Here is a 21,275-nt window from a genome sequence, read left to right on the forward strand (position 1 = left end):
CAGCCCGCGTGCTGGTCAGACTGCGAAGGCCAGCAACGCTCCTTAACTCTTCTCGTCAAGCCGCTCCTCTTTATAGCGGCTCTCCATTTCATGTAACCGGGCATCGACGGTCGCGAGATCGTAGTAACCGATCGCCTTCAGATCACGCGCTTCCTTCAGTTGCCGGATGGCCGACGGCCAGGCGCCCTCGAGCGCGAACTTTTCGGCCAGGGCCCGATGCTGCGTCAACGCATCGCCACTGCCGGCGCTTGCCTGGGCGAGATACATCCACCAGGCAGGCTGATCGGGTTGCGCACGCGTTTCCTTCAAAGCCAGTGCCTGCGCTGCGGCAAATTGCTTCAAGGTCAGCAAGGTCTGGATATGCATGTCGATCGCGGCGTTCGACCGCGGCCAGCGCTTCTGTGCAAACTCGGCAAGACGAGCCGCCTCGTCGTCATGCCCGGCACGGCGCGCGATGTCGGCCGCCAGCACGTCGAGGCTCGGCGAACTGCGCATGGGCGTGCCTTCACCGCGTTCGCCAGCTGCAAACGCCACGCGCGACGAAGCCAGCGACGCCGCCGCATCGTCGTAACGTTCGAGCAGCATCTGCCCATACGCAATCCCGTACCAGTTCGCGGCGACGTTCACCGCCGTACGGTCTTCGATTTCGGAACGCAGGCGCGAAATCTCATCGGCGTATTCGCTGCGCGAGCGGTCCTGCAGCAATCGCGCCCGCGCCCGCACAAAACCGTACTCGGAGGTCTGATGCGGCTGCCGGTAAGGCGCGCGGCGCGCACGGTCTTCCATGTCGGCAATCCGTTCGCCTGTCAGCGGGTGGGTGCGCGCGTAGGCCGGTATGCCCGTGTCATTCATTGCAGCTCGATCGAGGCGGCCAAAAAACGTCGTCATCGCGTAGGGGTCGTAGCCCGCGCCGGCCAACAGCAGAAATCCGACGCGGTCCGCTTCGTGCTCGGCGGAGCGCGAAAAACGCAACTGGTTGTCGACCGCATACGCCTGGCCGCCAATCGCAATCGCGCTGCCCAGGTCGCCGCTGTGCGCGAGCACGCCCGCCAGAATGCCGAACAACAGGCCGGCCAGCGCGGCATAGGAGCTGTGTTCGCCGGTTGTGATCATCCGTGAAATGTGCCGCTGCAAGACGTGCCCCATCTCGTGGCCGAGCACGGAGGCGAGCTCGGACTCGGTTTGCGTCGTCACGATCAATCCGGTGTTCACACCGATAAATCCGCCCGGCAGCGAGAAGGCGTTGATCTGCGTGTCGCGGACTGCGAACAGCTCGAAGTCCGGACGATAGCCACCGATGTAGAGCGCGCTCGCCGCGGCGGAGAGTTTCGCCGCGACCGAGTTCAGGTAGTCGCGCACCAGCCAGTCGTCGAGATAGTCGGGGTCGCGGCGCAACTCGCGCATCACGCGCTCGCCGAGCTTGCGCTCGGCTTGCGGCGTCAGGGAGCCGGAGCCGCCGCTGCCGAGATCGGGCAGTTGTTGCGTGACGATCGGGGCGCGCCAACTGGTGCTCGCGCTAGTGTTGCCCGAGAAGCGGCTCTGCGCGCCGCCATAAACGCCGAATACGCCATGGGCAATATCGGGCGGCACGATAGGGTCGGCAAAGGTGTCGACCGGGCCGCTCTCCAATGGCGGTTCCGCGGACTGCATGTTAACCACAAGGTTCGTGTTCGAAGCGGCGCGCGATTGTGCAAACGCGCCCGGCGGAGCCGCGAGCGCGACAGACAACAACGCAGCAAGAAACCGTTTCGAACGCATCGCGAGGTCGATATGACGAAGTCGAAAAGCGACGCCCGCCGCTCGGACTAAGATAGCGGGCATAGGGCGATTGTAATCATCCCGGGCCGCCCGGCCACACTGCTATGATAGGCGCCCTCTGAAGGAGCCCAACCATGCCTGAACTCACTCATTTCGACGCCGCCGGTCAGGCGCATATGGTGGACGTCGGCGGTAAGCAGGAGACGAAGCGCATCGCCATTGCGCGTGGCTCGATTCGCATGCTGCCGGAAACGTTCGCGCTGATCCGCGATGGCAATGCCAAGAAAGGCGACGTGATCGGCATCGCACGGATCGCCGCGATTCAAGGTTCGAAGCGCACCGCCGATCTGATCCCGCTATGTCATCCGCTCGCGCTCACGCGCGTCAAGGTGGACTTCGAACTCGATGAAAAACTGCCCGGCGTGCATTGCACAGTGCAAGTGGAGACGCTGGGGCGTACGGGCGTGGAAATGGAAGCGCTGACCGCCGTGCAGGTTGGACTGCTGACGGTGTACGACATGTGCAAGGCGGTGGATCGCGGCATGACGATCACCGACGTGAAAGTGCTGGAGAAGCACGGCGGGAAGTCGGGGGATTGGGTGGCGGGTTGACGACGGCCAAGGTCATCGCCCCGCTCCACCTCTAAAGCATCAGCTACAGCTACAAAACGACAGCGCGGCTCAATCCTCGTCGCTGTCGTCGTCCTGATTGACGTTGCCGGACGGCATGCCGTAGCGCTTGACCAGTTCCGCCTTGAAACCGGCCAACGTCTTCTGCTCGTCGCACAACTCATACACGTAGGCGAGCTGCGAAGGCCAGTCGTTCAACTCCACAGCGAAGATCTTCAGGCGCTCGACGGTGTCGAACGCCCCCGCCGCATCGCCGCTCAACGCCTGCAGCACCGCGTACCGGCGCAGCACGGTCTCGCCCGGCAGTAGCGCCATCGCCTGCTTATGCATGGCGAGCTTGTGCTGCAGGTTCATCGAATTCATGGGTTCCAGGGTCGCCATGCCATACTCGCCCCACGCCTGGAACAGGAACGACGGGTCCGCACGATACTGCTCGGCCGGACGCAAGCCGTAGTACAGCACCTCGGAGCGCGCGTAATCCTTGTACACCGGATACAGCGCAGCCAGACCGCCGAACACCACCACCGCGAAGACACCGAACGACAGGCGGCCGGGCACGAGGCGCAGCGACCGTGTCTCGAGCAGCCCGAACACGAACATCGCCGGCAGCAGGAAGAACATGTACTGCTGCGGATACTCGACCAGCGCATGCATGACCAGCACGCCGATCAGCGCGATGCCGAACACCCGGGCCGCGCTCTGCGGCGCGCGGACCACGCGCACCAGCCACGTGATCAGGCCGAACAGCACGATCGCGAGGCCGATCAAACCGGTTTTCGCGAGCAGGTCGATGAAGATGTCGTGTGAATTGTTGGCAATCTCGACGCCGCCCAGCGACTTCGCATACGCGAACTGGTAGCTCGGAAACTCGCCCCAGCCGACACCCAGCACCGGATGCGTCTTGAACATCGTCCAGCCGTATTTCCACAGCGCAAGGCGCGGCGCGATCTGGCCGGCGTCCTTGAAACGGTCAGCCGCCGACTGCCCAAGTTCCAGGTGGTAGCGCACGTTGGCCCAGCGGATTAACGCATTGACGACGAAGAACAGCACCGCCAACGCGATCGGAATCAGCCATTCGCGATTGCCGCGGCGCAGAAGCGGTTGGCTACGCGTCTGCGCGAAGGCCATCCAGAAACCCGCCACCACGATTACGCCCATCTGCAGCCAGGGGCCACGCGACACGGTTAGCGCGAGTCCGATGGCAAAGATAGTCGACACGAGCAGCCAGATGCTGACTGCAATGCGGCGGGTCTGCACGAGGAACAACGCACCCGCCATCGCGAATGCGATATAGGTGGCGAGGTGGTTCGCCTGCGCCATGTTGCCGAACGGCCGGCGCTCGACGGTCACGTTGTAGGCAACGACAAGCGGCGACACGCGCGTTTCGAGGTGAAACAGCTGGATCACCTGGCAGAACACCGCAAACAGACCGCCGACGATCAACGCCCCGGCCGCCCAACGCAGCACCGTTTCGTTCATTTTGACGCGTGTGAAACCGTAGCCGGCGTGCGTCGCCATGAATGCGGCAAGCAGGTAACCGCCGCCGAGCCAGTTCATCGACGGCTGCGAGACCGGCAGCAGCACCGACTGCGCCACCAGCACCAGCCCGAACAGCAACGGCACCAGCGCGACAACCGGCGACGCAAACGTCACGCGCGGCCTCGCCGTCCACACCAGCAGCACGACACCCGCGCCCGTCAGCAGATACAGCGCGAGCGCCGTGAATTCGGCGTAGAACGTCGGAATTGGATACGTGTGGTTGACGACTGCATAAGGCAGCACCAACGCGAGAGCCAACAGAATGAGAGACAGGTAGCGCGCAAATGGGGTGGGCATCGAGTAACCGGAGGGCGTCAGCAACCGGCGCACTATACAAAAAAATTCTCCTGCTGTGCGCCGGCTGGGCTGAAATATCCCGGAAATCAGTGTTTTACGTTCGGAAGACAGCTCTCCCGATCGTCCGCCCTCTTGCTTACGACCGGCACTCCGGCGGTGCAAGATTCGACGGCAAGGACGGCGCGTCGGCAGGTGCGGGCCCGGCGCCCGGTGCAGGCAGCGAGGAACCGGTTTTGCCGCCGGCGAAACACTCCCAGGTGACCGCGCCCGCCTGTACGGCGCCCTTGCTCAAGGCGATCCGCGCTGTGGGGGCGTCGGCGTTGTCCGGCACCGAGGGCACGAGAGTCAGTGTGTTCGAACCAGCGGGCGCTACGCGCGTGGTGAAAGCAACGGTAATCTGGCCGGTGTCGTCGTCGACACGAACGGATTCGACGTTACGGGTGGCGGGCGGCGATGCATAGCCACCGCCAAACGCATTGCCACTGGCGGCGTTCTCGGACACCGCGAGCCGCGCGGATGCAGCCAGCGAGAGCCCCTCCCCCACGCGGCTGCGGGCCAGATAGTCCTGATATGCCGGGATCGCATAGGCCGCGATGACGCCGACGATCGCCAGCACGATCATCAATTCGATCAGCGTGAAACCGACACTAAAGCAGCGGCAGGCACGCGCGAGCGGCACGGTCCAGCGCGCTCGTTCGAACGCGTGCCGCGGGGAAAGCGTGGACTGTGAATAAGGGGAGTACGGCAAAGTAACGATCATCGGCAGGCTCCTGAAACAAAAAACGCCTGCCCCGCGAATCGGGGACAGGCGTTTCAATCGTAGCCAGCAGTGTTCGTTTCACACAGTCAGCCAAATGGCTAACGTTGCGCGCCAATACGGCGCCGGTCGCGGCGGATGCGGCTCCACGCTCGATCCACCACACTGCTGCCGCATGGCCCCTGGCTCAGGTCAACCTGGAGTCAAACGGCCGCGCGGTTTGCATTGCGGCGCTTGAGCAGATAACCAAGGATCACGACAAACAGCGCACCGGCGATGCTCATCCCGTACTCTGCCGCCGGCGTATCGAGGATCGGCCAACGGTCGCCGGCCGGGTCGTTGATGATCAGGCCGCCCGCGATCCAACCGAGCAGTGCCGCGCCGAGCGTGATGACGATCGGAAAGCGGTCCAGCAGCTTCAAGACCAACTGGCTGCCCCACACGATCAGCGGAATGCTCACCACGAGGCCGAAGATCACCAGCGCGAGGCGATGTTCGGGATCGGCCGCCTCGGCCGCGCCCGCAATCGCGATCACGTTGTCGAGGCTCATCACCGCATCCGCGATGATGATGGTCTTGATCGCCGCGATAAGCTTGTCGGCCGGCTTGATATTCTCGTGGACATCATGGGCCGGCGCCATCAGACGCACGCCGATCCACAGCAGCAACAGGCCGCCGGCAAACTTCAGCAACGGCACGTCGAGCAGCGCCACGGCAAACGCAATCAGCGCCACGCGCAACACAATCGCACCGGCCGTGCCCCACAGCACGCCCTTGGTGCGCTGCTCAGCCGGCAGGTTCCGGCAGGCAAGCGCGATCACCACGGCATTGTCGCCACCCAGCAGGATGTCGATGACGATGATCTGAATGACTGCGCCCCAATGGAGCGTGGCGAAAAACTCGAGCATGAGTGAAGGAGAAAGAAGGAATCGGACGCGCGGGCAATAAAAAAGCGGGGGAGTCTGCACTCCCCCGCTTTTTAAGACTGCCTGCTTACGAAAGGGTTTCGTAAGCGTATCAAAAACGCGCCATGACTGCGCGCGAATTTCGACTTTTACAGCATCGCCTTCAGAAGACGCGCCATTTCCGACGGGTTCTTCGTGACCGTGATACCGCAGGCTTCCATGATTTCCAGCTTGGCTTCAGCCGTGTCCGCACCGCCCGAGATCAGCGCGCCGGCGTGGCCCATGCGCTTGCCCGGAGGCGCCGTGACACCGGCGATAAAGCCAACCACCGGCTTCTTCATGTTGTCCTTGATCCACTCGGCAGCATTCGCTTCGTCCGGACCACCGATCTCGCCGATCATGATGACGGCGTCCGTTTCCGGATCGTCGTTGAACATCTTCATCACGTCGATGTGCTTCAGACCGTTGATCGGGTCGCCGCCGATACCGACTGCCGACGATTGGCCGAGGCCGATCGCCGTCAATTGGCCGACTGCTTCGTACGTCAGCGTGCCCGAACGCGACACGACGCCGATGCGGCCCTTGCGGTGAATGTGACCCGGCATGATGCCGATCTTCAGTTCGTCCGGCGTGATCGTGCCCGGGCAGTTCGGTCCGAGCAGCAACGTCTTGCGGTTTTCTGCGCGCATACGTGCCTTGAGCTCGATCATGTCACGGACAGGAATGCCTTCCGTGATACAGATCGCCAGATCCAGGTCGGCTTCGACCGCTTCCCAGATCGCAGCAGCAGCGCCTGCCGGCGGCACGTAAATCACCGACACGGTCGCGCCCGTTTCAGCCTTGGCTTCAGCGACGCTAGCGTAGATAGGAATGCCTTCGAAGTCTTCGCCGGCACGCTTCGGGTTCACGCCCGCAACGTACGCTTCGCGGCCGTTTGCATATTCACGGCAAGCACGCGTATGGAACTGACCGGTCTTGCCGGTGATGCCCTGCGTGATGACCTTGGTGTCTTTGTTAATCAGAATCGACATGTATTGACCTCTGTTCGTTTGGCGACGCGCTGTTGCGCCGCGAGGCGGGATATTCTCCGCCCGCGTCGCTCACGCGCCGCCATTCGTAATCCTGGTTGTCCTGGCTCAATGTGAAACAGAGCGCCCGACTGAGCGCGCTCGTTACTTGCCTTGAGCGGCCGCAACGACCTTCTGAGCCGCTTCTTCCATGCTGTCTGCCGCAATGATCGGCAGGCCGGATTCAGCGAGCATCTTCTTGCCCAGGTCTTCGTTCGTGCCCTTCATGCGGACCACGAGCGGCACCTTCAGCGACACGGCCTTCGACGCCGCGATCACGCCTTCCGCGATCACGTCGCAGCGCATGATGCCACCGAAAATGTTGACCAGGATCGCGGTCAGGTTCGGGTTCTTCAGCATGATCTTGAACGCTTCCGTGACCTTCTCGGTCGTGGCGCCACCGCCCACGTCCAAGAAGTTCGCCGGTTCGCCGCCGAACAGCTTGATGGTGTCCATCGTTGCCATTGCGAGGCCAGCGCCGTTCACGAGGCAGCCGATGTTGCCGTCGAGCGAGATGTAGGCGAGGTCGAACTTCGATGCTTCGACTTCAGCCGGATCTTCTTCGTCCAGATCGCGATACGCGACGATTTCCGGGTGACGGAACAGGGCGTTCGAATCGAAGTTGAACTTGGCGTCCAGCGCGATGACCTTGCCGTCGCCGGTCAGGATCAGCGGGTTGATTTCGGCCAGCGATGCGTCGGTTTCCCAGAATGCCTTGTACAGGCCTTGCAGGATCGAGCGCGCTTGCGGCAGCGAAGCGGCGGGCACGCCGATCTTCGTTGCGAGCTCGTCGGCTTCGGCGTCTTTCAGACCGGTCGACGGATCGACGGCGATTTTGTGGATCAGCTCAGGCGTCTTTTCCGCGACTTCTTCGACGTCCATGCCGCCTTCGCTCGATGCCATCACGACGATCTTCTGCGAAACGCGATCGATCACGAGGCCGACATACAGTTCCTTCTTGATGTCAGCGCCTTCTTCGATCAGCAGACGATTCACCTTCTGGCCTTCCGGACCGGTCTGGTGCGTGACGAGCTGCATGCCGAGGATCTGGTTCGAGTATTCACGAACCTGTTCCAGCGACTTGGCGACCTTCACGCCGCCGCCCTTGCCACGGCCACCCGCATGGATCTGAGCCTTCACGACCCATACCGGGCCGCCGAGCTCTTCCGCGGCCTTGACCGCATCATCCACCGAGAAGACCGGCTTGCCGCGCGGTACCGCGACGCCGAATTTCCGCAGGATTTCCTTACCCTGGTACTCGTGAATCTTCATGCGTGATTCCCTTCAGTCTGAGAGTTGGATTGAACATCGTTTCCGCTGCTGTCGTTCATGCCGGACGCGTTGCCGCCCTCACCTGTCTGGCGGGCTGCCCCGTCGCCTGACGAAGCCGCGCGATCCGCTGTATACGGAGCGCGGCCATACCAGCGCGGATAAAACTGCTGCACCGCCTCGCCGTCGAAACGCAGCGCGTGGCAGCGTCCCAGCTGGAATGGCGGCTTGTCATTGGAATGCTCGTCTGTGCTGTGCGACGTACCGTTCCCTGAACTCGCCGTCGCGCCCGGCGCGCTGTCACCGGTGTTCCATACGTCGCCGGCGAATGCCTGGATTGCGGCGGTAGGCAGAAGCGCGCACAACTCGGTGAGATGCGTGCAGCCAGCCGTGCCGGCCAGCAAACGGGCAGCATCGCGACGGAAGTTCTGGAACAGATTGAGCCCGATGAGGGCACGGTAGGCGGGATTGCTGGCTTGGCACAGCCCTGGATAGGGCACCCAGTCGGACGACGCTTCTGCGTCGACGACGTTGAGCTTGCGATCGATGGTGATGCGAAGCCAGAGTTCATGGATCGGCTGACCATTGGGCCGGACGCCCGACGCAAGCACCACATCGCGCGGTTTTTCGTCGGTCAAGCACGCTTCCACATCCCACAGGCCATCGGCTCGCTCGTAGGCTTCCGCTCTGATTGCGCGACGGTGGCGCAACTGACGGGACACTGGCGGGGAGAGCGGCATGCGGGAAGGAAAGGCTGGATTGGAAAACCCGTGAATTTTAGCATACTGGGTATTTGAGACAGGTTGGAATCCGCAGGGCCGCCCAGCAGGCGGTTCAGCGCGGGAAACCTTATCTCGAAGCGACGTACGCGGGGAGGGTTTGCTGCCGCTTGCCGCCGTTTGCTGCTACCGGCTGCGTCAATCCTCGTCGAATCCTTTGAGGATTTTGCCGATCGTTGCGCCGGAAAAACCGCGCGACGCCAGAAAGCGCGCCTGCTTGGCACGCTCGGCGGCCGTTTCGGGTAGCCGGTCGAATTTCTTCCGCCAGACGGCTTGAGCGCGCGCGAGTTCAGTTTCGCGCAGTTGCGCACTGGCCTCTTCAACCAGCGTTTGATCCACCGCGTGCTGCTTCAATTCGCCGACGATCCGGCTCGCGCCCAAGCGCGACGAGCGCCGATGGATCAGGCTTTCAGCAAAGCGCGAATCGGACAGCCAGTTTTCGGCTTCCAGGGAATCGAGCAAGGTATCGAGCGAATCGGTTTCTTCGACGAACGGCTTCAGCTTGCGCGCTAGTTCGGAGCGGCTGTATTCACGCCGGGACAAATAGCCGAGCGCGCGTCCTTTTAGCGAACGGGCCGGGCGTTGAGATTTTTTTGCGTCGTCCTGCCCCGGCTTCGCCTCGCCAGGTGTGCGGCGCGAGCGGGTGTAGGTGGTTTCGGATGGGTCCGCTGCAGCCTGCGCGGATGAATCAGACTGCGACTGGCGACCTGTGGCGCGATCGTGCGCGTCAAACGACTCGAAGGGATCAGCTTCGCCGGCTGCGGCAAAGGGATCGGGATCTGATGCGTATGGACTTCCAGGGGCAGCGTTACCGGCAGGATCGCGTGGCGAACGTGAAGTGGAACGCCCGAAAGAGCTTCCAGAAGATTTGCCGAACGAAGAACCGGATGAACGACTGAACGAACTGCCCGACGACCGCCCAAACGACCGGGTGGACCGGGAAGTCGATGAGGAGGAAGGTGACGACGAAGACGGTGGCGACGACTCGAACGAATCGTCGTCACCGTCACGCGGGCCGTCCGCGTTGCGTCCAGCGTTGGAAGCGTTGAACGGCGGCCGGCCCTTGCGTATCACGTGCGGGTTACTCTTCTTCGCCCGCGACTTCAGCGGCCGCGCCGGTCGCCACTTCCGCCATGGCATTCACGCCCAGCGATTCGCGGATACGGTTTTCGATTTCGCGGGCGATGTCCGGATTTTCACGCAGGAATTCACGCGCGTTGTCCTTACCCTGACCAATACGTTCGCCGTTGTAGCTGTACCAGGCGCCAGCCTTGTCGACGATCTTGGCCTGCACACCGAGGTCGATGACTTCGCCCTGACGGGAAATGCCCTCGCCATACAGAATGTCGAAAATCGCTTCACGGAACGGCGGCGCAACCTTGTTCTTCACCACCTTCACGCGCGTTTCGTTACCGATCACTTCGTCGTTCTTCTTGATCGAACCGATCCGGCGAATGTCCAGACGCACCGACGCGTAGAACTTCAGCGCGTTACCACCCGTGGTGGTTTCCGGATTGCCGAACATCACACCGATCTTCATACGGATCTGGTTGATGAAGATCACGAGGCAGTTCGTGCGCTTGATCGTGCCGGTGAGCTTGCGCAGCGCCTGCGACATCAGACGCGCTTGCAGACCCGGCAGCGAGTCACCCATTTCGCCTTCGATTTCAGCCTTCGGCACCAGCGCCGCAACCGAGTCGATCACGATCATGTCGATCGAGCCCGAACGCACCAGCGCGTCGGCGATTTCGAGCGCCTGTTCGCCAGTGTCCGGCTGCGAAACCAGCAGTTCATTCACGTTCACGCCGAGCTTGCCCGCGTACTGGATATCCAGCGCGTGTTCCGCGTCGATAAACGCTGCCGTGCCGCCGAGCTTCTGCATTTCGGCGACGACTTGCAGCGTCAGCGTGGTTTTACCGGACGATTCCGGGCCATAAATTTCGACCACACGGCCACGCGGCAAACCACCGACGCCCAGTGCGATGTCGAGGCCGAGTGATCCCGTTGAGACCACCTGGATATCTTCGACCGCCTCACCCGCGCCGAGCCGCATGACCGACCCTTTGCCGAACTGCTTTTCGATCTGCGCAAGCGCGGCAGCGAGTGCCTTGCTCTTTTCAGCAGTCAGTCCAGCCGAGCCTTTCTTGCTTTCTTCCATGAATCGTCCTTTGCTATGATGAACGGCGTCTGAGGCAGATGTGCGGCTCACTTTTTGATGGCAGCACACGAAACCCAGACACTGTATAAAAAAACAGTAGTTTTGGCAAGCGCGATTCTCATGCGAACGCGCATTTTTACCGTCGCGCTGCCCAACTACCCACAATAATTTTCGGAGACCGCTGTGCGCCGGGGGGACACCCCACGGTGCCGGCCAGGCCAGGTTGGCGCACCATGCGAATTCTGATTGCCGAAGACGACAGCATACTCGCGGACGGTCTGGTTCGATCACTCCGCCAATCGGCCTATGCCGTCGATCATGTGAAGAACGGCGTCGAAGCCGACACCGCGCTGTCGGTGCAAACTTTCGACCTGCTGATCCTCGATCTGGGCCTGCCGCGCATGTCGGGGCTCGAGGTGCTGCGCCGCCTGCGCGCCCGCAATTCGAGCGTGCCGGTGCTGATCCTCACGGCCGCGGACAGCGTCGACGAACGCGTCAAAGGCCTCGACCTCGGCGCCGACGATTACATGGCCAAACCCTTCGCACTGAACGAGCTCGAGGCGCGCGTGCGCGCGCTGACCCGGCGCGGCGCGGGCGGCGGCCCGACGGTGGTGCGGCACGGTTCGCTGTCGTTCGATCAGGTCGGCCGGATCGCCTATGTCAACGAGCAGGTGATCGACCTGTCGGCGCGCGAACTCGGTTTGCTCGAAGTGCTGCTGCAACGCATCGGGCGGCTCGTATCGAAGGAACAGCTCGTCGACCATCTGTGCGAATGGGGCGAGGAAGTCAGCAATAACGCGATCGAAGTCTACGTGCACCGGTTGCGCAAGAAGATCGAGCCGAGCGGCGTGCGCATCATCACCGTGCGGGGCCTCGGGTACTGCCTCGAGAAAGCCGCCCTACCCTCGAACACGAATGTGAATGTGAACGTGAGCGCGGACGCGCTCGCGCCGCGTGAGCCCGGCGAATCCGAAACGTCGGCATCGCCCCCGTCGGCCGCGATGCCGGCGAGCCATCACTACAAATAGAGAACGCCCATGTCCGCACGCGCAGACCGCGCGACGGCGCAAGCGGCGGACCTCGACGAGGCGCGCGACGAGCGCTACGCCAATCCGTTCGCCCCGCCCGACGAGACCGAAGCCGCCGCCGGGGCGCGCCCGCGCTCGCTGTTCGGCGAAATTCTCGACTGGATGCTGGCGCCGCTTCTGCTGCTTTGGCCGATGAGCCTCGCCGTCACCTACCTGGTCGCCAAGTCGATCGCCAACGGCCCGTTCGACCGCGCGCTCGAAACCGACGCCTATGTGCTCGCCCGCCAGATCCATCCGATCAACGGTGTGGCGGAGCTGTCGCTGCCCGATTCCACCCGTGACTTTCTGCGCACCGACAATGTCGACAGCGTGTTCTATCAAGTGCTCGGCACGCGCGGCGAACTGGTGGGCGGCGAGCGCGACATGCCGCTGCCGCATGAGGAAGACCGCCCGCCACCGGGTCTCGTCGAATTCCGTGACGACGTGCTGCGCGGCAACGACATCCGCGTCGCCTATACGACCGTCGAGTTTCCGCAGACACCCGGCGCGCAGCCGGTGCTGGTGCAGGTCGCCGAAACGCTCGACAAACGCAGCCAGCTTGCCAACGACATCATCAAAGGTGTGATCCTGCCACAGTTCGTGATCCTGCCGCTGGCGATCCTGCTGGTGTGGTTCGGCCTGTCGCGCGGACTCGCGCCGCTGCATGCCCTGCAGGCGCATATTCGCGCGCGCCGCCCGGACGACCTGTCGCCGCTCGAAGCCCGCCGCGCGCCGCCGGAAATCGAGCCGCTGGTGACGTCGTTCAACGATCTGCTGACGCGCCTCGAACAGAACATGGAATTGCAGAAGCGCTTTATCGCCGACGCCGCGCATCAGATGAAAACGCCGCTTGCCGGCCTGCGCACGCAGGCTGAGCTGGCGCTGCGCCAGGACGCCTCCGAGGAAGTCCATCGCTCGCTCGAACAGATCGCCACCAGTTCTGAGCATGCGGCGCGTCTCGTCACCCAGTTGCTGGCGCTGGCGCGCGCGGAAAACCGCATGTCGGGGCAGATTTTCACGCCCGTCGAGGTGACGGAGGTCGCCCGCAGCGCGGTGCGCGACTGGGTTCAGGCGGCGCTCGCCAAGCAGATGGACCTCGGCTACGAAGCGCCCGAAACACCGGTCGAAGTCGACGGCAATCCGGTCATGCTGCGGGAAATGTTGTCGAATCTGATCGACAACGCGATCCGCTACACGCCCGCCGGCGGGCGGATCACCGTGCGGGTTCGGCACGACGTGACGGCGCGGCGCGTGCATCTGGAAGTAGAAGACACCGGGCTCGGCATTCCGGTGGCCGAGCGCTCGCGGGTGGTCGAGCGGTTTTACCGGATCCTCGGCCGCGAAGGCGACGGCAGCGGCCTAGGGCTGGCGATTGTCCGCGAGATCACGACGATGCACGGCGGCGAGATGACGATCGACGATAACGTCTATCAAACCTCGCCGCGACTTGCCGGAACACTCGTGCGTGTCAGCTTGCAGGTGCTCGAACGGGCACGGGACTTACCCTAAGGGCGCACAGCTCCACGCAGAGGCCGCCGCCATATTGAGATAATTTAACTAAACTTTACGAGATTTTATCCACACGTTACCGTGTTTTGATCGAAATTCGCCCCACACACTCGGGACAGCCGCTTCACCCCTCCACGTCAGTACACCGTAAGTTTCCACTCCAATAATCGGTTTTACGGGAACGCCTTTGCCGGCGGACCGCGTGTATATATCAATATTGGAGACAACTTATGGCTACCGTTGGCGGGCAACTCTCCCACGCGCCGATGACGCACGATGAGAAGCGGGTGATCTTCGCATCGTCGCTAGGTACGGTTTTCGAGTGGTACGACTTCTATCTGGCCGGCTCACTGGCAATCTTCATTAGCAAGAGCTTCTTCTCCGGCGTCAATCCGACTGCCGCCTTCATCTTCACGCTTCTCAGCTTCGCCGCGGGCTTCGCGGTGCGGCCGTTCGGCGCGATCGTGTTCGGACGCCTCGGCGATATGGTCGGGCGCAAGTACACCTTCCTCATCACGATCGTGATCATGGGTTTGTCGACCTTCCTGGTCGGCTTCCTGCCCGGCTATGCGTCGATCGGCATTGCGTCGCCGGTGATCTTCATCGCGATGCGTTTGTTGCAGGGTCTTGCACTCGGCGGCGAATACGGCGGTGCGGCAACCTATGTCGCGGAACACGCGCCGGCAGGACGCCGCGGTTTCTACACCGCGTGGATCCAGACGACCGCCACGCTCGGCCTGTTCCTGTCGCTGCTAGTGATTCTCGGTGCGCGCACGGCCATGGGCGAAGACGCGTTCGGCGTCTGGGGCTGGCGCATTCCGTTCCTCGCGTCGATCATCCTGCTCGGCGTGTCGGTGTGGATTCGCCTGCAACTGAATGAATCGCCGGTGTTCGCGCGCATCAAGGCTGAAGGCAAGACCTCGAAGGCGCCGCTGACCGAAGCATTCGGTCAATGGAAGAACCTGAAGATCGTGATCCTCGCGCTGATCGGCCTGACCGCTGGCCAGGCCGTGGTCTGGTACACGGGCCAGTTCTACACGCTGTTCTTCCTGACGCAGACGCTGAAGGTCGACGGCGCGACGGCCAACATCCTGATCGCGATCGCGCTCCTGATCGGCACGCCGTTCTTCCTGTTCTTCGGCTCGCTGTCGGACCGCATCGGGCGCAAGCCGATCATCATGGCTGGCCTGCTGATTGCCGCCTGCACGTACTTCCCGCTGTTCAAGGCGCTGACTCACTACACGAACCCGGCGCTGGAAACAGCTACCGCTAAATCACCGATTGTCGTGATCGCGAATCCGGACGAATGCTCGTTCCAGTTCAACCCGGTCGGCACCGCGAAGTTCACGAGCTCCTGCGACATCGCCAAGAGCGCGCTCTCGAAAGCCGGCTTGAACTACGAGAACGTCGCGGCGCCGGCGGGCACGCTGGCGGAGATCAAGGTGGGCGATACGGTAATCAACACGTATGACGGCAAGGCCGCCGACGCCAAGGACCAGGGCAAGGTGTTCGACAAGACCCTGGCTGGCACGCTGAAAACCGCCGGCTATCCGCCGAAGGCCGATCCGTCGCAGATCAACTGGCCGATGACCGTGGTGATCCTGACGATCATGATGATCTACGTGACGATGGTCTATGGGCCGATTGCGGCGATGCTGGTGGAGATGTTCCCGACGCGCATCCGCTATACCTCGATGTCGCTGCCGTATCACATCGGCAATGGCTGGTTCGGTGGCTTCCTGCCGGCAACCGCCTTCGCGATCGTGGCAGCCAAGGGCAACATCTACTCGGGCCTGTGGTATCCGATTGTGGTCGCGCTCGCCACACTCGTGATCGGCGTGTTGTTCGTCAAGGAAACCAAGGACTCGGATATCTACGCGAAGGACTGAAACGCCTGACGGACGGGGCAACTTGAAAAAGTTGCGCGCCGGGGGTTGACAGCCCCCGGCCCTATCCTCATAATCTCGCTTCTTTCGGCGAATTAGCTCAGTTGGTTAGAGCGACGGAATCATAATCCGCAGGTCCGGGGTTCGAGTCCCTGATTCGCCACCAGTTGCAAGAAAAAGCCGCTGATCCACAAGATCAGCGGCTTTTTTGTTTTTGGCTTTCCAAACAGCAACTTCAAGGAGGTTTCTTGATGACGTTCCGCACCGCCGCGCTTGCCGTGGCCACCGCATCCATCGCGCTTTTCAGCGCCGCATCGGCGCTCTCCGCCAACGCCCAAACCAACACCCAAACCAACGCCCAAACGCCGCCCGACAATCAGTGGCGTACCAGTCCAATTACGCTTTCGACTTTGCTACAGGACGGCTACAAAATCGTCGCCGTGATCAATGGCGCACACGGCAGCGTCGGCACAGCCGATACCATTTTTGTTCAACGCGACCAGAGCGCGTTCAAATGCATCGATCCGGCGCAACCCGATACGAAATCAAAGGCGGCCTGCTTCGAACTGGTTCAACCGTCTGGCGCCGCGCCCGAATCGAAATAAGCGGTGAACCTGGCTGCTGCGATTCATCTGCGTATGCCATAACAAGAGCTAGCGCACGCTAGCTTGTTCGCGATACCGCGTTTCGCGCGCCCGGCACGCGCCCGCTGCTTGCATCACGCAAGCAGCGGATCACCTGAATCGTCACACTCAACGATCGACCAGCCGGCTGAGATTGCCGCGCACCCGTTGCAGCAGCGCGATGAGCTGCTTCGATTCTTCGTCGGCAAAACCGTTCAGCGCTTCGAGCGCGACTTCATCGCCTACCTTGCGGGCCCTGCCGAGCATCCGTTCGGCTTTGGGCGTCATGCGGACCTGGCGCTCGCGGCGATCCTGCGGATTGGCCGTGCGCTCGATCCAGCCGCCCTCTTCCATGCGATCCAGCAAACGTCCCGCCGAAATCGGCGCGACTTCGAGCAGGTCCGCGAGTCGCGCCTGATTAACGTCGCCGTAATGGGCGAGGTTGGCCAGCACGCGACACTGCGCGCGCGTCAGATCGACCGATGACTTCGCGAGATCGTCGTAACGCTTGCCTGTCAGGCGGCCGACGTCGGAAATCAGAAAGCCGAAGCGTTCTTCGAGTTGGGTGGTCATGCGCGGATTATACGAAAGGCTTCGGTTTGTCATCGTCGGGATGGGCTAAAACGGGCGCAGTTCAGGCTCCGCATAATTCCTGGTGGGCGCATACGCTTGAAGCCGATATAGTAAGCATGCTTACTAATTTTGACGACCCCGGTTTCCCATGTCCCCCGACTCCACGCCGACGAGCGCCGCCGCCCCGCTCAACCGGCCGATGATCACCGTCGCGATCATGCTCGCCACGCTGATCCAGACGCTCGACAGCACCATCGCCAACGTCGCGCTGCCGCACATGCAGGGCACGCTGTCCGCGTCGCAGGATGAGATCACGTGGGTGCTGACCTCGTATATTGTCGCGGCCGCGATCGCCACACCGCTGACCGGCTGGCTGTCCGACCGGCTGAGCGTCAAGCGGTTGCTGATCTTTTCGATCGGCGGCTTTACGGTGGCCTCGGCGCTGTGCGGGTTGTCGGAAACGCTGACGCAGATCGTCGCGTCGCGCTTGCTGCAAGGGATTTTCGGGGCCTCGCTGGTGCCGCTGTCGCAGTCGATCCTGCTCGACATCAATCCGCGCGAAAAGCAGGGCCAGGCGATGGCCGTTTGGGGCATGGGCGTCATGGTCGGACCGATTCTCGGCCCCACGCTCGGCGGCTGGCTCACCGATAGCTACAACTGGCGCTGGGTGTTTTTCATCAACGTGCCGATCGGCGCGTTTGCCCTGTTCGGCGTAGCCACCTTCCTGCCTGCGCGCGAACCGAAGCACGACGCGAAGTTCGACGCGTTCGGCTTTGCCACCCTGGGTCTCGCCATCGGCGCGCTGCAGGCAATGCTCGACCGCGGCGAGCAACTCGACTGGTTCGGCTCGAATGAGATCGTCATCGAGGCGCTGGTCGCGGCGATCAGCTTCGCGTTCTTCCTCGTGCATACGGCAACGGTCGGCAAGAAATCGTTCTTCAAGTACGAGTTGCTGAAGGACCCGAACTTTGCCACCGGCACGTTCTTCATCTTCGTGATCGGCGCGGTGATGTACGCGACGCGCGCGTTGCTGCCGCCAATGCTGCAGAACCTGATGAACTATCCGGTCGCGACCACGGGTCTCGTCACGGCGCCGAGCGGCGCAGGGACCATGGTCGCGATGCTGTTTGCCGGGCGGCTATTGAAGCGGATCGACGCGCGGCTGTTGCTGCTCGCCGGCTTCCTCATCTCCGCATTTGCGCTCTGGCAGATGATGCAGTACACGATCGTGCTGTCGGCATCGGACATTGTCTGGCCCGGCGTGATCCAGGGCTTTGGCCTGGGTCTCGTGTTCGTGCCGCTGAGCGCGCTGACCTTTTCCACGCTCGCGCCGGAGCTGCGCGCGGACGGCACCGCGACGTACAGCCTGATGCGCAATATCGGCAGCAGTATCGGCATTTCGATCGTGCAGACGCTGATGACGCGCAACACGCAGGTCTCGCATGCCGACCTCGCGGCGAATGTCACGCCCTTCAATCCGGCGATCCAGCCGATGCTCAACAGCGGCTCGAATTACGACCTGGCGGTGCTGAACGCGTCGATTACGCAGCAGGCGTCGATGATCGCCTATCTGAACGACTTCAAACTGATGTTCGTGGCGACGCTGCTGGTCATTCCGCTGCTGGTGTTGATCCGTCCGGCACGCCAGGCGCCGGACGCGTCGGTGGCGCATGCGGCGATGGATTGAGCACGATGACGGCGTCCAATGGAAGACGGCGCATTCGCCCCACGCTCACGCTTCGATTCTTCCGCGCGTCACGCCCAGCAATCCCGCCATCGCCTCGCGCGCCGCCACCGCATCACGGTCGCGGATCGCTTCGAACACCGCCGCGTGCTCGGCCAGCGACGCGTTGAACACATCCGCGCGTTTCGCATTCAGGCGTAGCTGCGCCTCCAACGTGCGCTCGATCAGCGTGCCAAGCGGAATCAACAATTCGTTGCTGCATGCCGTCAGCACGCTCAGATGAAACTGCAGGTCGGCGCGCACCCATTCATCGACATTGCGCGCTGCGACCATTGACGCATGCGCTGCCGCCAGCGCGTTGAAGGTGTCGTCCGTGTGCGAGGCCGCCGCCAGACCCGCGGCGTACGGCTCGATCATCTCGCGCATTTCCTGAAGCTTGAGCGCGAAGGCCATGGGCTCGGCCACGCGCGAATACCAGTCGAGCACGTCGGCATCGAGCAGATTCCACGCGTGTTTCGGCCGCACCCGTGTGCCCACCCGCGGACGCGATTCGATCAGCCCTTTCGACGTGAGCGTACGCAGCGCCTCGCGCAATACCGTGCGGCTCACGCCGAAGGTGTCCATCAACTCGGCCTCGCGCGGCAGGATCGAGTCGGGCGCGTAGTCGCCGCGCAGAATCGCGGTTGCCAGCAGATGGGCGACGCGCCCATGCAGATCGTGCTGAATAGCTTTCTCCCAGCAGCCTCTCGGCGCTATTGATATCGGACCTGAGCCCGGAATGGACCGCGATTATCCGGCATCTCAACCTGCCAACCTATGGCTTTGGCGCCGCTCCGGCGCTCGGACGCGGCCTCGCCGTCGCCCGGCGAGTATCCAGCCGCTTCAACCATCTCGACGAACGCCCGGCCACTATTTGGCCAATAGTACTATTAATAGTACTTAAACGCGCTTTTGTTGTAGCATGTGAATCCTCGAAATTGCCTGCACACGCAGGCACCCAGGCCGCAAGGAGACGCACGCCATGAAAATCACCAAGCTCGAAACCTTCATCGTCCCGCCGCGTTGGTGCTTCCTGAAGATCGAGACTGACGAAGGCATCGTCGGCTGGGGTGAGCCGGTGGTCGAAGGCCGCGCCCATACGGTGGCAGCCGCCGTCGAGGAACTGTCCGACTACCTGATCGGCAAAGACCCGCTGCTGATCGAAGACCACTGGCAGGTGATGTATCGCTCGGGCTTCTACCGCGGCGGCCCGATCACGATGAGCGCGATCGCCGGTGTTGACCAGGCGCTATGGGACATCAAAGGCAAGCATCACGGCGTGCCGGTTCATGCGCTGCTGGGCGGCCAGGTGCGCGACAGGATCAAGGTGTATTCGTGGATCGGCGGCGACCGTCCGAGCGACGTCGCGAACAACGCGCGCGCCGTGGTCGAACGCGGCTTCAAGGCGGTGAAGATGAACGGCTCGGAAGAGTTGCAGATCATCGACACCTTCGACAAGGTGCAAGGCGTCATCAACAACGTCGCCGCCGTGCGCGAAGCGGTTGGACCGAACATCGGCATCGGCGTGGACTTCCACGGCCGCGTGCATAAGCCGATGGCGAAAGTGCTGGCCAAAGAACTCGACCCGTACAAACTGCTCTTCATCGAAGAGCCGGTGCTGTCGGAAAACGCGGAAGCCTTGCGCGACATCGTCAATCAGACCAACACGCCGATCGCTTTGGGCGAACGTCTGTATTCGCGCTGGGACTTCAAGCACATCCTGTCGGGCGGCTACGTCGACATCATCCAGCCTGACGCGTCGCACGCGGGCGGAATTACCGAGTGCCGCAAGATCGCCTCGATGGCCGAGGCGTACGACGTCGCGCTCGCGCTGCACTGCCCGCTGGGTCCGATTGCGCTGGCCACCTGCCTGCAGATCGACGCGGTGAGTTACAACGCGTTCATTCAGGAACAGAGCCTGGGCATTCACTACAACCAGGGCAACGACCTGCTCGACTACATCAGGAACCCCGAAGTCTTCAAATACGAAGACGGTTTCGTGTCGATTCCGCAAGGCCCGGGACTCGGTATCGAAGTGAACGAAGAGAAGGTGCGTGAGATGGCAAAGATCGGCCACCGCTGGCGCAATCCGGTGTGGCGCCACGAAGATGGCAGCGTCGCGGAATGGTAAATGTGTGACGGCTTAACGGCTTGATGAAGCGCCGCCTACGGGCGGCGTTTTTTTTCCAGCGCTCGGCGCACGCGTTACGGGACCGTGACGCGCGCGGCGTCGCAGTTACGTAACATCACGGACCGAAATGGTCTGAATCCACCCTTTCGGGCTTTTCAAACACCCCGGCTCCACATTGCGCAAAGCCTTACCCAGAAAGGCTTTCCCGCCGTTTGTTCGACATCGGACATACGCATGGCCCACTCCTTGCTCAAATGCATTCAAACAACACATGCATCGGGGAACATCATGGGCGAATTCCTTCCAGACTATCTGCTCCGTGAACAGGCCGCCGTCGGCGCGCTGGTGGTGTTCGGCGTGCTTCGCATCTTCGGCGCGATGCTCGCCTATGAGCGCGGCTGGCGTATCTCTGTGGTCGAAAAGTGCTTTATCGCGGCTGCGGTGCTGTACTGCCTGCCGCAGCTCTTCGATCTGCTGACGCACATGTACGGCTCGCGCGCCGCGGGCGCGGAACTGGAAGGCAAGGCAGCGGGTTGCGCGATCGCGCTCTTCTGCGCGCCGATTCTCGGGCATCGGCTCGGCCTCGAATAACCGGGTTCATCGAA

General features: G+C 62.4%; 19 protein-coding genes and 1 tRNA gene. 9 read left to right on the plus strand and 11 right to left on the minus strand.

The annotated features are described in order from the left end of the window. Window positions 1-42: 42 nt before the first annotated feature. Complete coding sequence (locus tag KHO23_RS24075) at window positions 43-1,758, minus strand: M48 family metalloprotease (protein WP_211613837.1); 1,716 nt, start codon at window positions 1,756-1,758, stop codon at window positions 43-45. 134 nt (window positions 1,759-1,892) lie between these two features. Here KHO23_RS24075 and moaC point away from each other — a divergent pair, with 134 nt between their 5' ends. Further along, entirely contained in the window at window positions 1,893-2,369 is a 477-nt protein-coding gene (gene moaC / locus KHO23_RS24080; RefSeq protein ID WP_211613839.1) for a cyclic pyranopterin monophosphate synthase MoaC, read from the plus strand. 69 nt (window positions 2,370-2,438) lie between these two features. Here the strand turns inward: moaC and KHO23_RS24085 are convergent, their stop codons facing one another. The 8 genes from KHO23_RS24085 to recA form a co-directional block, all read right to left on the minus strand. Next, complete coding sequence (locus tag KHO23_RS24085) at window positions 2,439-4,223, minus strand: PglL family O-oligosaccharyltransferase (RefSeq protein ID WP_211613840.1); 1,785 nt, start codon at window positions 4,221-4,223, stop codon at window positions 2,439-2,441. 136 nt (window positions 4,224-4,359) lie between these two features. Beyond that, complete coding sequence (locus tag KHO23_RS24090; protein ID WP_211613841.1) at window positions 4,360-4,983, minus strand: pilin; 624 nt, start codon at window positions 4,981-4,983, stop codon at window positions 4,360-4,362. A gap of 200 nt (window positions 4,984-5,183) precedes the next feature. Continuing rightward, window positions 5,184-5,888, minus strand: a complete 705-nt coding sequence (locus tag KHO23_RS24095) for a TerC family protein (RefSeq protein WP_211613842.1) — start codon at window positions 5,886-5,888, stop codon at window positions 5,184-5,186. Between the two features lie 146 nt (window positions 5,889-6,034). Further along, window positions 6,035-6,916, minus strand: a complete 882-nt coding sequence (gene sucD, locus KHO23_RS24100) for a succinate--CoA ligase subunit alpha (RefSeq protein ID WP_120296142.1) — start codon at window positions 6,914-6,916, stop codon at window positions 6,035-6,037. A gap of 141 nt (window positions 6,917-7,057) precedes the next feature. Next, window positions 7,058-8,224 (minus strand): ADP-forming succinate--CoA ligase subunit beta, encoded by a 1,167-nt coding sequence (gene sucC, locus KHO23_RS24105; protein WP_211613843.1) that lies wholly within the window; start codon window positions 8,222-8,224, stop codon window positions 7,058-7,060. Beyond that, window positions 8,221-8,961 (minus strand): DUF2889 domain-containing protein, encoded by a 741-nt coding sequence (locus KHO23_RS24110; protein ID WP_211613844.1) that lies wholly within the window; start codon window positions 8,959-8,961, stop codon window positions 8,221-8,223. Before KHO23_RS24110 ends, sucC begins: the two co-directional genes overlap by 4 nt. 177 nt (window positions 8,962-9,138) lie before the next feature. Next, entirely contained in the window at window positions 9,139-10,071 is a 933-nt protein-coding gene (gene recX, locus KHO23_RS24115) for a recombination regulator RecX (RefSeq protein WP_407946068.1), read from the minus strand. Window positions 10,072-10,081: 10 nt separating this feature from the next. Next, window positions 10,082-11,158: a recombinase RecA gene (recA, locus tag KHO23_RS24120; protein WP_211613847.1), complete on the minus strand. Its 1,077-nt coding sequence runs from the start codon at window positions 11,156-11,158 to the stop codon at window positions 10,082-10,084. Window positions 11,159-11,391: 233 nt separating this feature from the next. Here recA and KHO23_RS24125 point away from each other — a divergent pair, with 233 nt between their 5' ends. The 5 genes from KHO23_RS24125 (at window position 11,392) to KHO23_RS24145 (ending at window position 16,225) form a co-directional block, all read left to right on the plus strand. Continuing rightward, window positions 11,392-12,186, plus strand: coding sequence for a response regulator transcription factor (locus KHO23_RS24125; RefSeq protein WP_211613849.1), 795 nt, complete (start codon window positions 11,392-11,394; stop codon window positions 12,184-12,186). Between the two features lie 9 nt (window positions 12,187-12,195). Continuing rightward, window positions 12,196-13,734: a sensor histidine kinase gene (locus tag KHO23_RS24130; protein WP_211613851.1), complete on the plus strand. Its 1,539-nt coding sequence runs from the start codon at window positions 12,196-12,198 to the stop codon at window positions 13,732-13,734. Between the two features lie 230 nt (window positions 13,735-13,964). Next, window positions 13,965-15,623: an MFS transporter gene (locus KHO23_RS24135; RefSeq protein WP_211613853.1), complete on the plus strand. Its 1,659-nt coding sequence runs from the start codon at window positions 13,965-13,967 to the stop codon at window positions 15,621-15,623. Between the two features lie 86 nt (window positions 15,624-15,709). Beyond that, a tRNA-Met gene (locus KHO23_RS24140) sits at window positions 15,710-15,786 on the plus strand. 85 nt (window positions 15,787-15,871) lie between these two features. Next, window positions 15,872-16,225: a hypothetical protein gene (locus KHO23_RS24145; RefSeq protein WP_211613880.1), complete on the plus strand. Its 354-nt coding sequence runs from the start codon at window positions 15,872-15,874 to the stop codon at window positions 16,223-16,225. 147 nt (window positions 16,226-16,372) lie between these two features. Here KHO23_RS24145 and KHO23_RS24150 read toward each other — a convergent pair whose 3' ends face one another. Then, window positions 16,373-16,816, minus strand: a complete 444-nt coding sequence (locus KHO23_RS24150) for a MarR family winged helix-turn-helix transcriptional regulator (protein ID WP_211613855.1) — start codon at window positions 16,814-16,816, stop codon at window positions 16,373-16,375. Between the two features lie 199 nt (window positions 16,817-17,015). Here KHO23_RS24150 and KHO23_RS24155 point away from each other — a divergent pair, with 199 nt between their 5' ends. After that, the gene (locus KHO23_RS24155; protein ID WP_407946069.1) at window positions 17,016-18,503 is read left to right on the plus strand and encodes a DHA2 family efflux MFS transporter permease subunit; all 1,488 of its coding nucleotides are present in this window, start codon (window positions 17,016-17,018) and stop codon (window positions 18,501-18,503) included. Window positions 18,504-18,548: 45 nt separating this feature from the next. Here KHO23_RS24155 and KHO23_RS24160 read toward each other — a convergent pair whose 3' ends face one another. Further along, window positions 18,549-19,226 (minus strand): FadR/GntR family transcriptional regulator, encoded by a 678-nt coding sequence (locus KHO23_RS24160; RefSeq protein ID WP_328821998.1) that lies wholly within the window; start codon window positions 19,224-19,226, stop codon window positions 18,549-18,551. Window positions 19,227-19,521: 295 nt separating this feature from the next. On the opposite strand from KHO23_RS24160, the gene dgoD reads away from it, so the two are divergent. Then, a complete protein-coding gene (gene dgoD / locus KHO23_RS24165; protein WP_211613859.1) occupies window positions 19,522-20,670 on the plus strand; it encodes a galactonate dehydratase in 1,149 nt (382 codons plus the stop codon). A 288-nt stretch (window positions 20,671-20,958) separates the two neighbouring features. Beyond that, window positions 20,959-21,261, plus strand: coding sequence for a hypothetical protein (locus tag KHO23_RS24170; RefSeq protein ID WP_211613861.1), 303 nt, complete (start codon window positions 20,959-20,961; stop codon window positions 21,259-21,261). Window positions 21,262-21,275: the final 14 nt, after the last annotated feature.

It is taken from the genome of Paraburkholderia haematera (genome assembly GCF_905220975.1).
In the GTDB taxonomy this organism is placed as follows: Bacteria; Pseudomonadota; Gammaproteobacteria; order Burkholderiales; family Burkholderiaceae; genus Paraburkholderia; species Paraburkholderia haematera.

Excerpts from the sequence above, each read along its gene's own strand:
- KHO23_RS24135 (WP_211613853.1), top strand. The coding sequence starts at position 13,965 with ATGGCTACCGTTGGCGGGCAACTCTCCCACGCGCCGATGACGCACGAT.
- KHO23_RS24150 (WP_211613855.1), bottom strand. The coding sequence starts at position 16,816 with ATGACCACCCAACTCGAAGAACGCTTCGGCTTTCTGATTTCCGACGTC.
- KHO23_RS24075 (WP_211613837.1), bottom strand. The coding sequence starts at position 1,758 with ATGCGTTCGAAACGGTTTCTTGCTGCGTTGTTGTCTGTCGCGCTCGCG.
- recA (WP_211613847.1), bottom strand. The coding sequence starts at position 11,158 with ATGGAAGAAAGCAAGAAAGGCTCGGCTGGACTGACTGCTGAAAAGAGC.
- KHO23_RS24090 (WP_211613841.1), bottom strand. The coding sequence starts at position 4,983 with ATGATCGTTACTTTGCCGTACTCCCCTTATTCACAGTCCACGCTTTCC.
- sucC (WP_211613843.1), bottom strand. The coding sequence starts at position 8,224 with ATGAAGATTCACGAGTACCAGGGTAAGGAAATCCTGCGGAAATTCGGC.
- KHO23_RS24095 (WP_211613842.1), bottom strand. The coding sequence starts at position 5,888 with ATGCTCGAGTTTTTCGCCACGCTCCATTGGGGCGCAGTCATTCAGATC.
- sucD (WP_120296142.1), bottom strand. The coding sequence starts at position 6,916 with ATGTCGATTCTGATTAACAAAGACACCAAGGTCATCACGCAGGGCATC.
- moaC (WP_211613839.1), top strand. The coding sequence starts at position 1,893 with ATGCCTGAACTCACTCATTTCGACGCCGCCGGTCAGGCGCATATGGTG.
- KHO23_RS24170 (WP_211613861.1), top strand. The coding sequence starts at position 20,959 with ATGGGCGAATTCCTTCCAGACTATCTGCTCCGTGAACAGGCCGCCGTC.
- KHO23_RS24110 (WP_211613844.1), bottom strand. The coding sequence starts at position 8,961 with ATGCCGCTCTCCCCGCCAGTGTCCCGTCAGTTGCGCCACCGTCGCGCA.
- KHO23_RS24085 (WP_211613840.1), bottom strand. The coding sequence starts at position 4,223 with ATGCCCACCCCATTTGCGCGCTACCTGTCTCTCATTCTGTTGGCTCTC.
- dgoD (WP_211613859.1), top strand. The coding sequence starts at position 19,522 with ATGAAAATCACCAAGCTCGAAACCTTCATCGTCCCGCCGCGTTGGTGC.
- KHO23_RS24130 (WP_211613851.1), top strand. The coding sequence starts at position 12,196 with ATGTCCGCACGCGCAGACCGCGCGACGGCGCAAGCGGCGGACCTCGAC.
- KHO23_RS24145 (WP_211613880.1), top strand. The coding sequence starts at position 15,872 with ATGACGTTCCGCACCGCCGCGCTTGCCGTGGCCACCGCATCCATCGCG.
- KHO23_RS24125 (WP_211613849.1), top strand. The coding sequence starts at position 11,392 with ATGCGAATTCTGATTGCCGAAGACGACAGCATACTCGCGGACGGTCTG.
- KHO23_RS24155 (WP_407946069.1), top strand. The coding sequence starts at position 17,016 with ATGATCACCGTCGCGATCATGCTCGCCACGCTGATCCAGACGCTCGAC.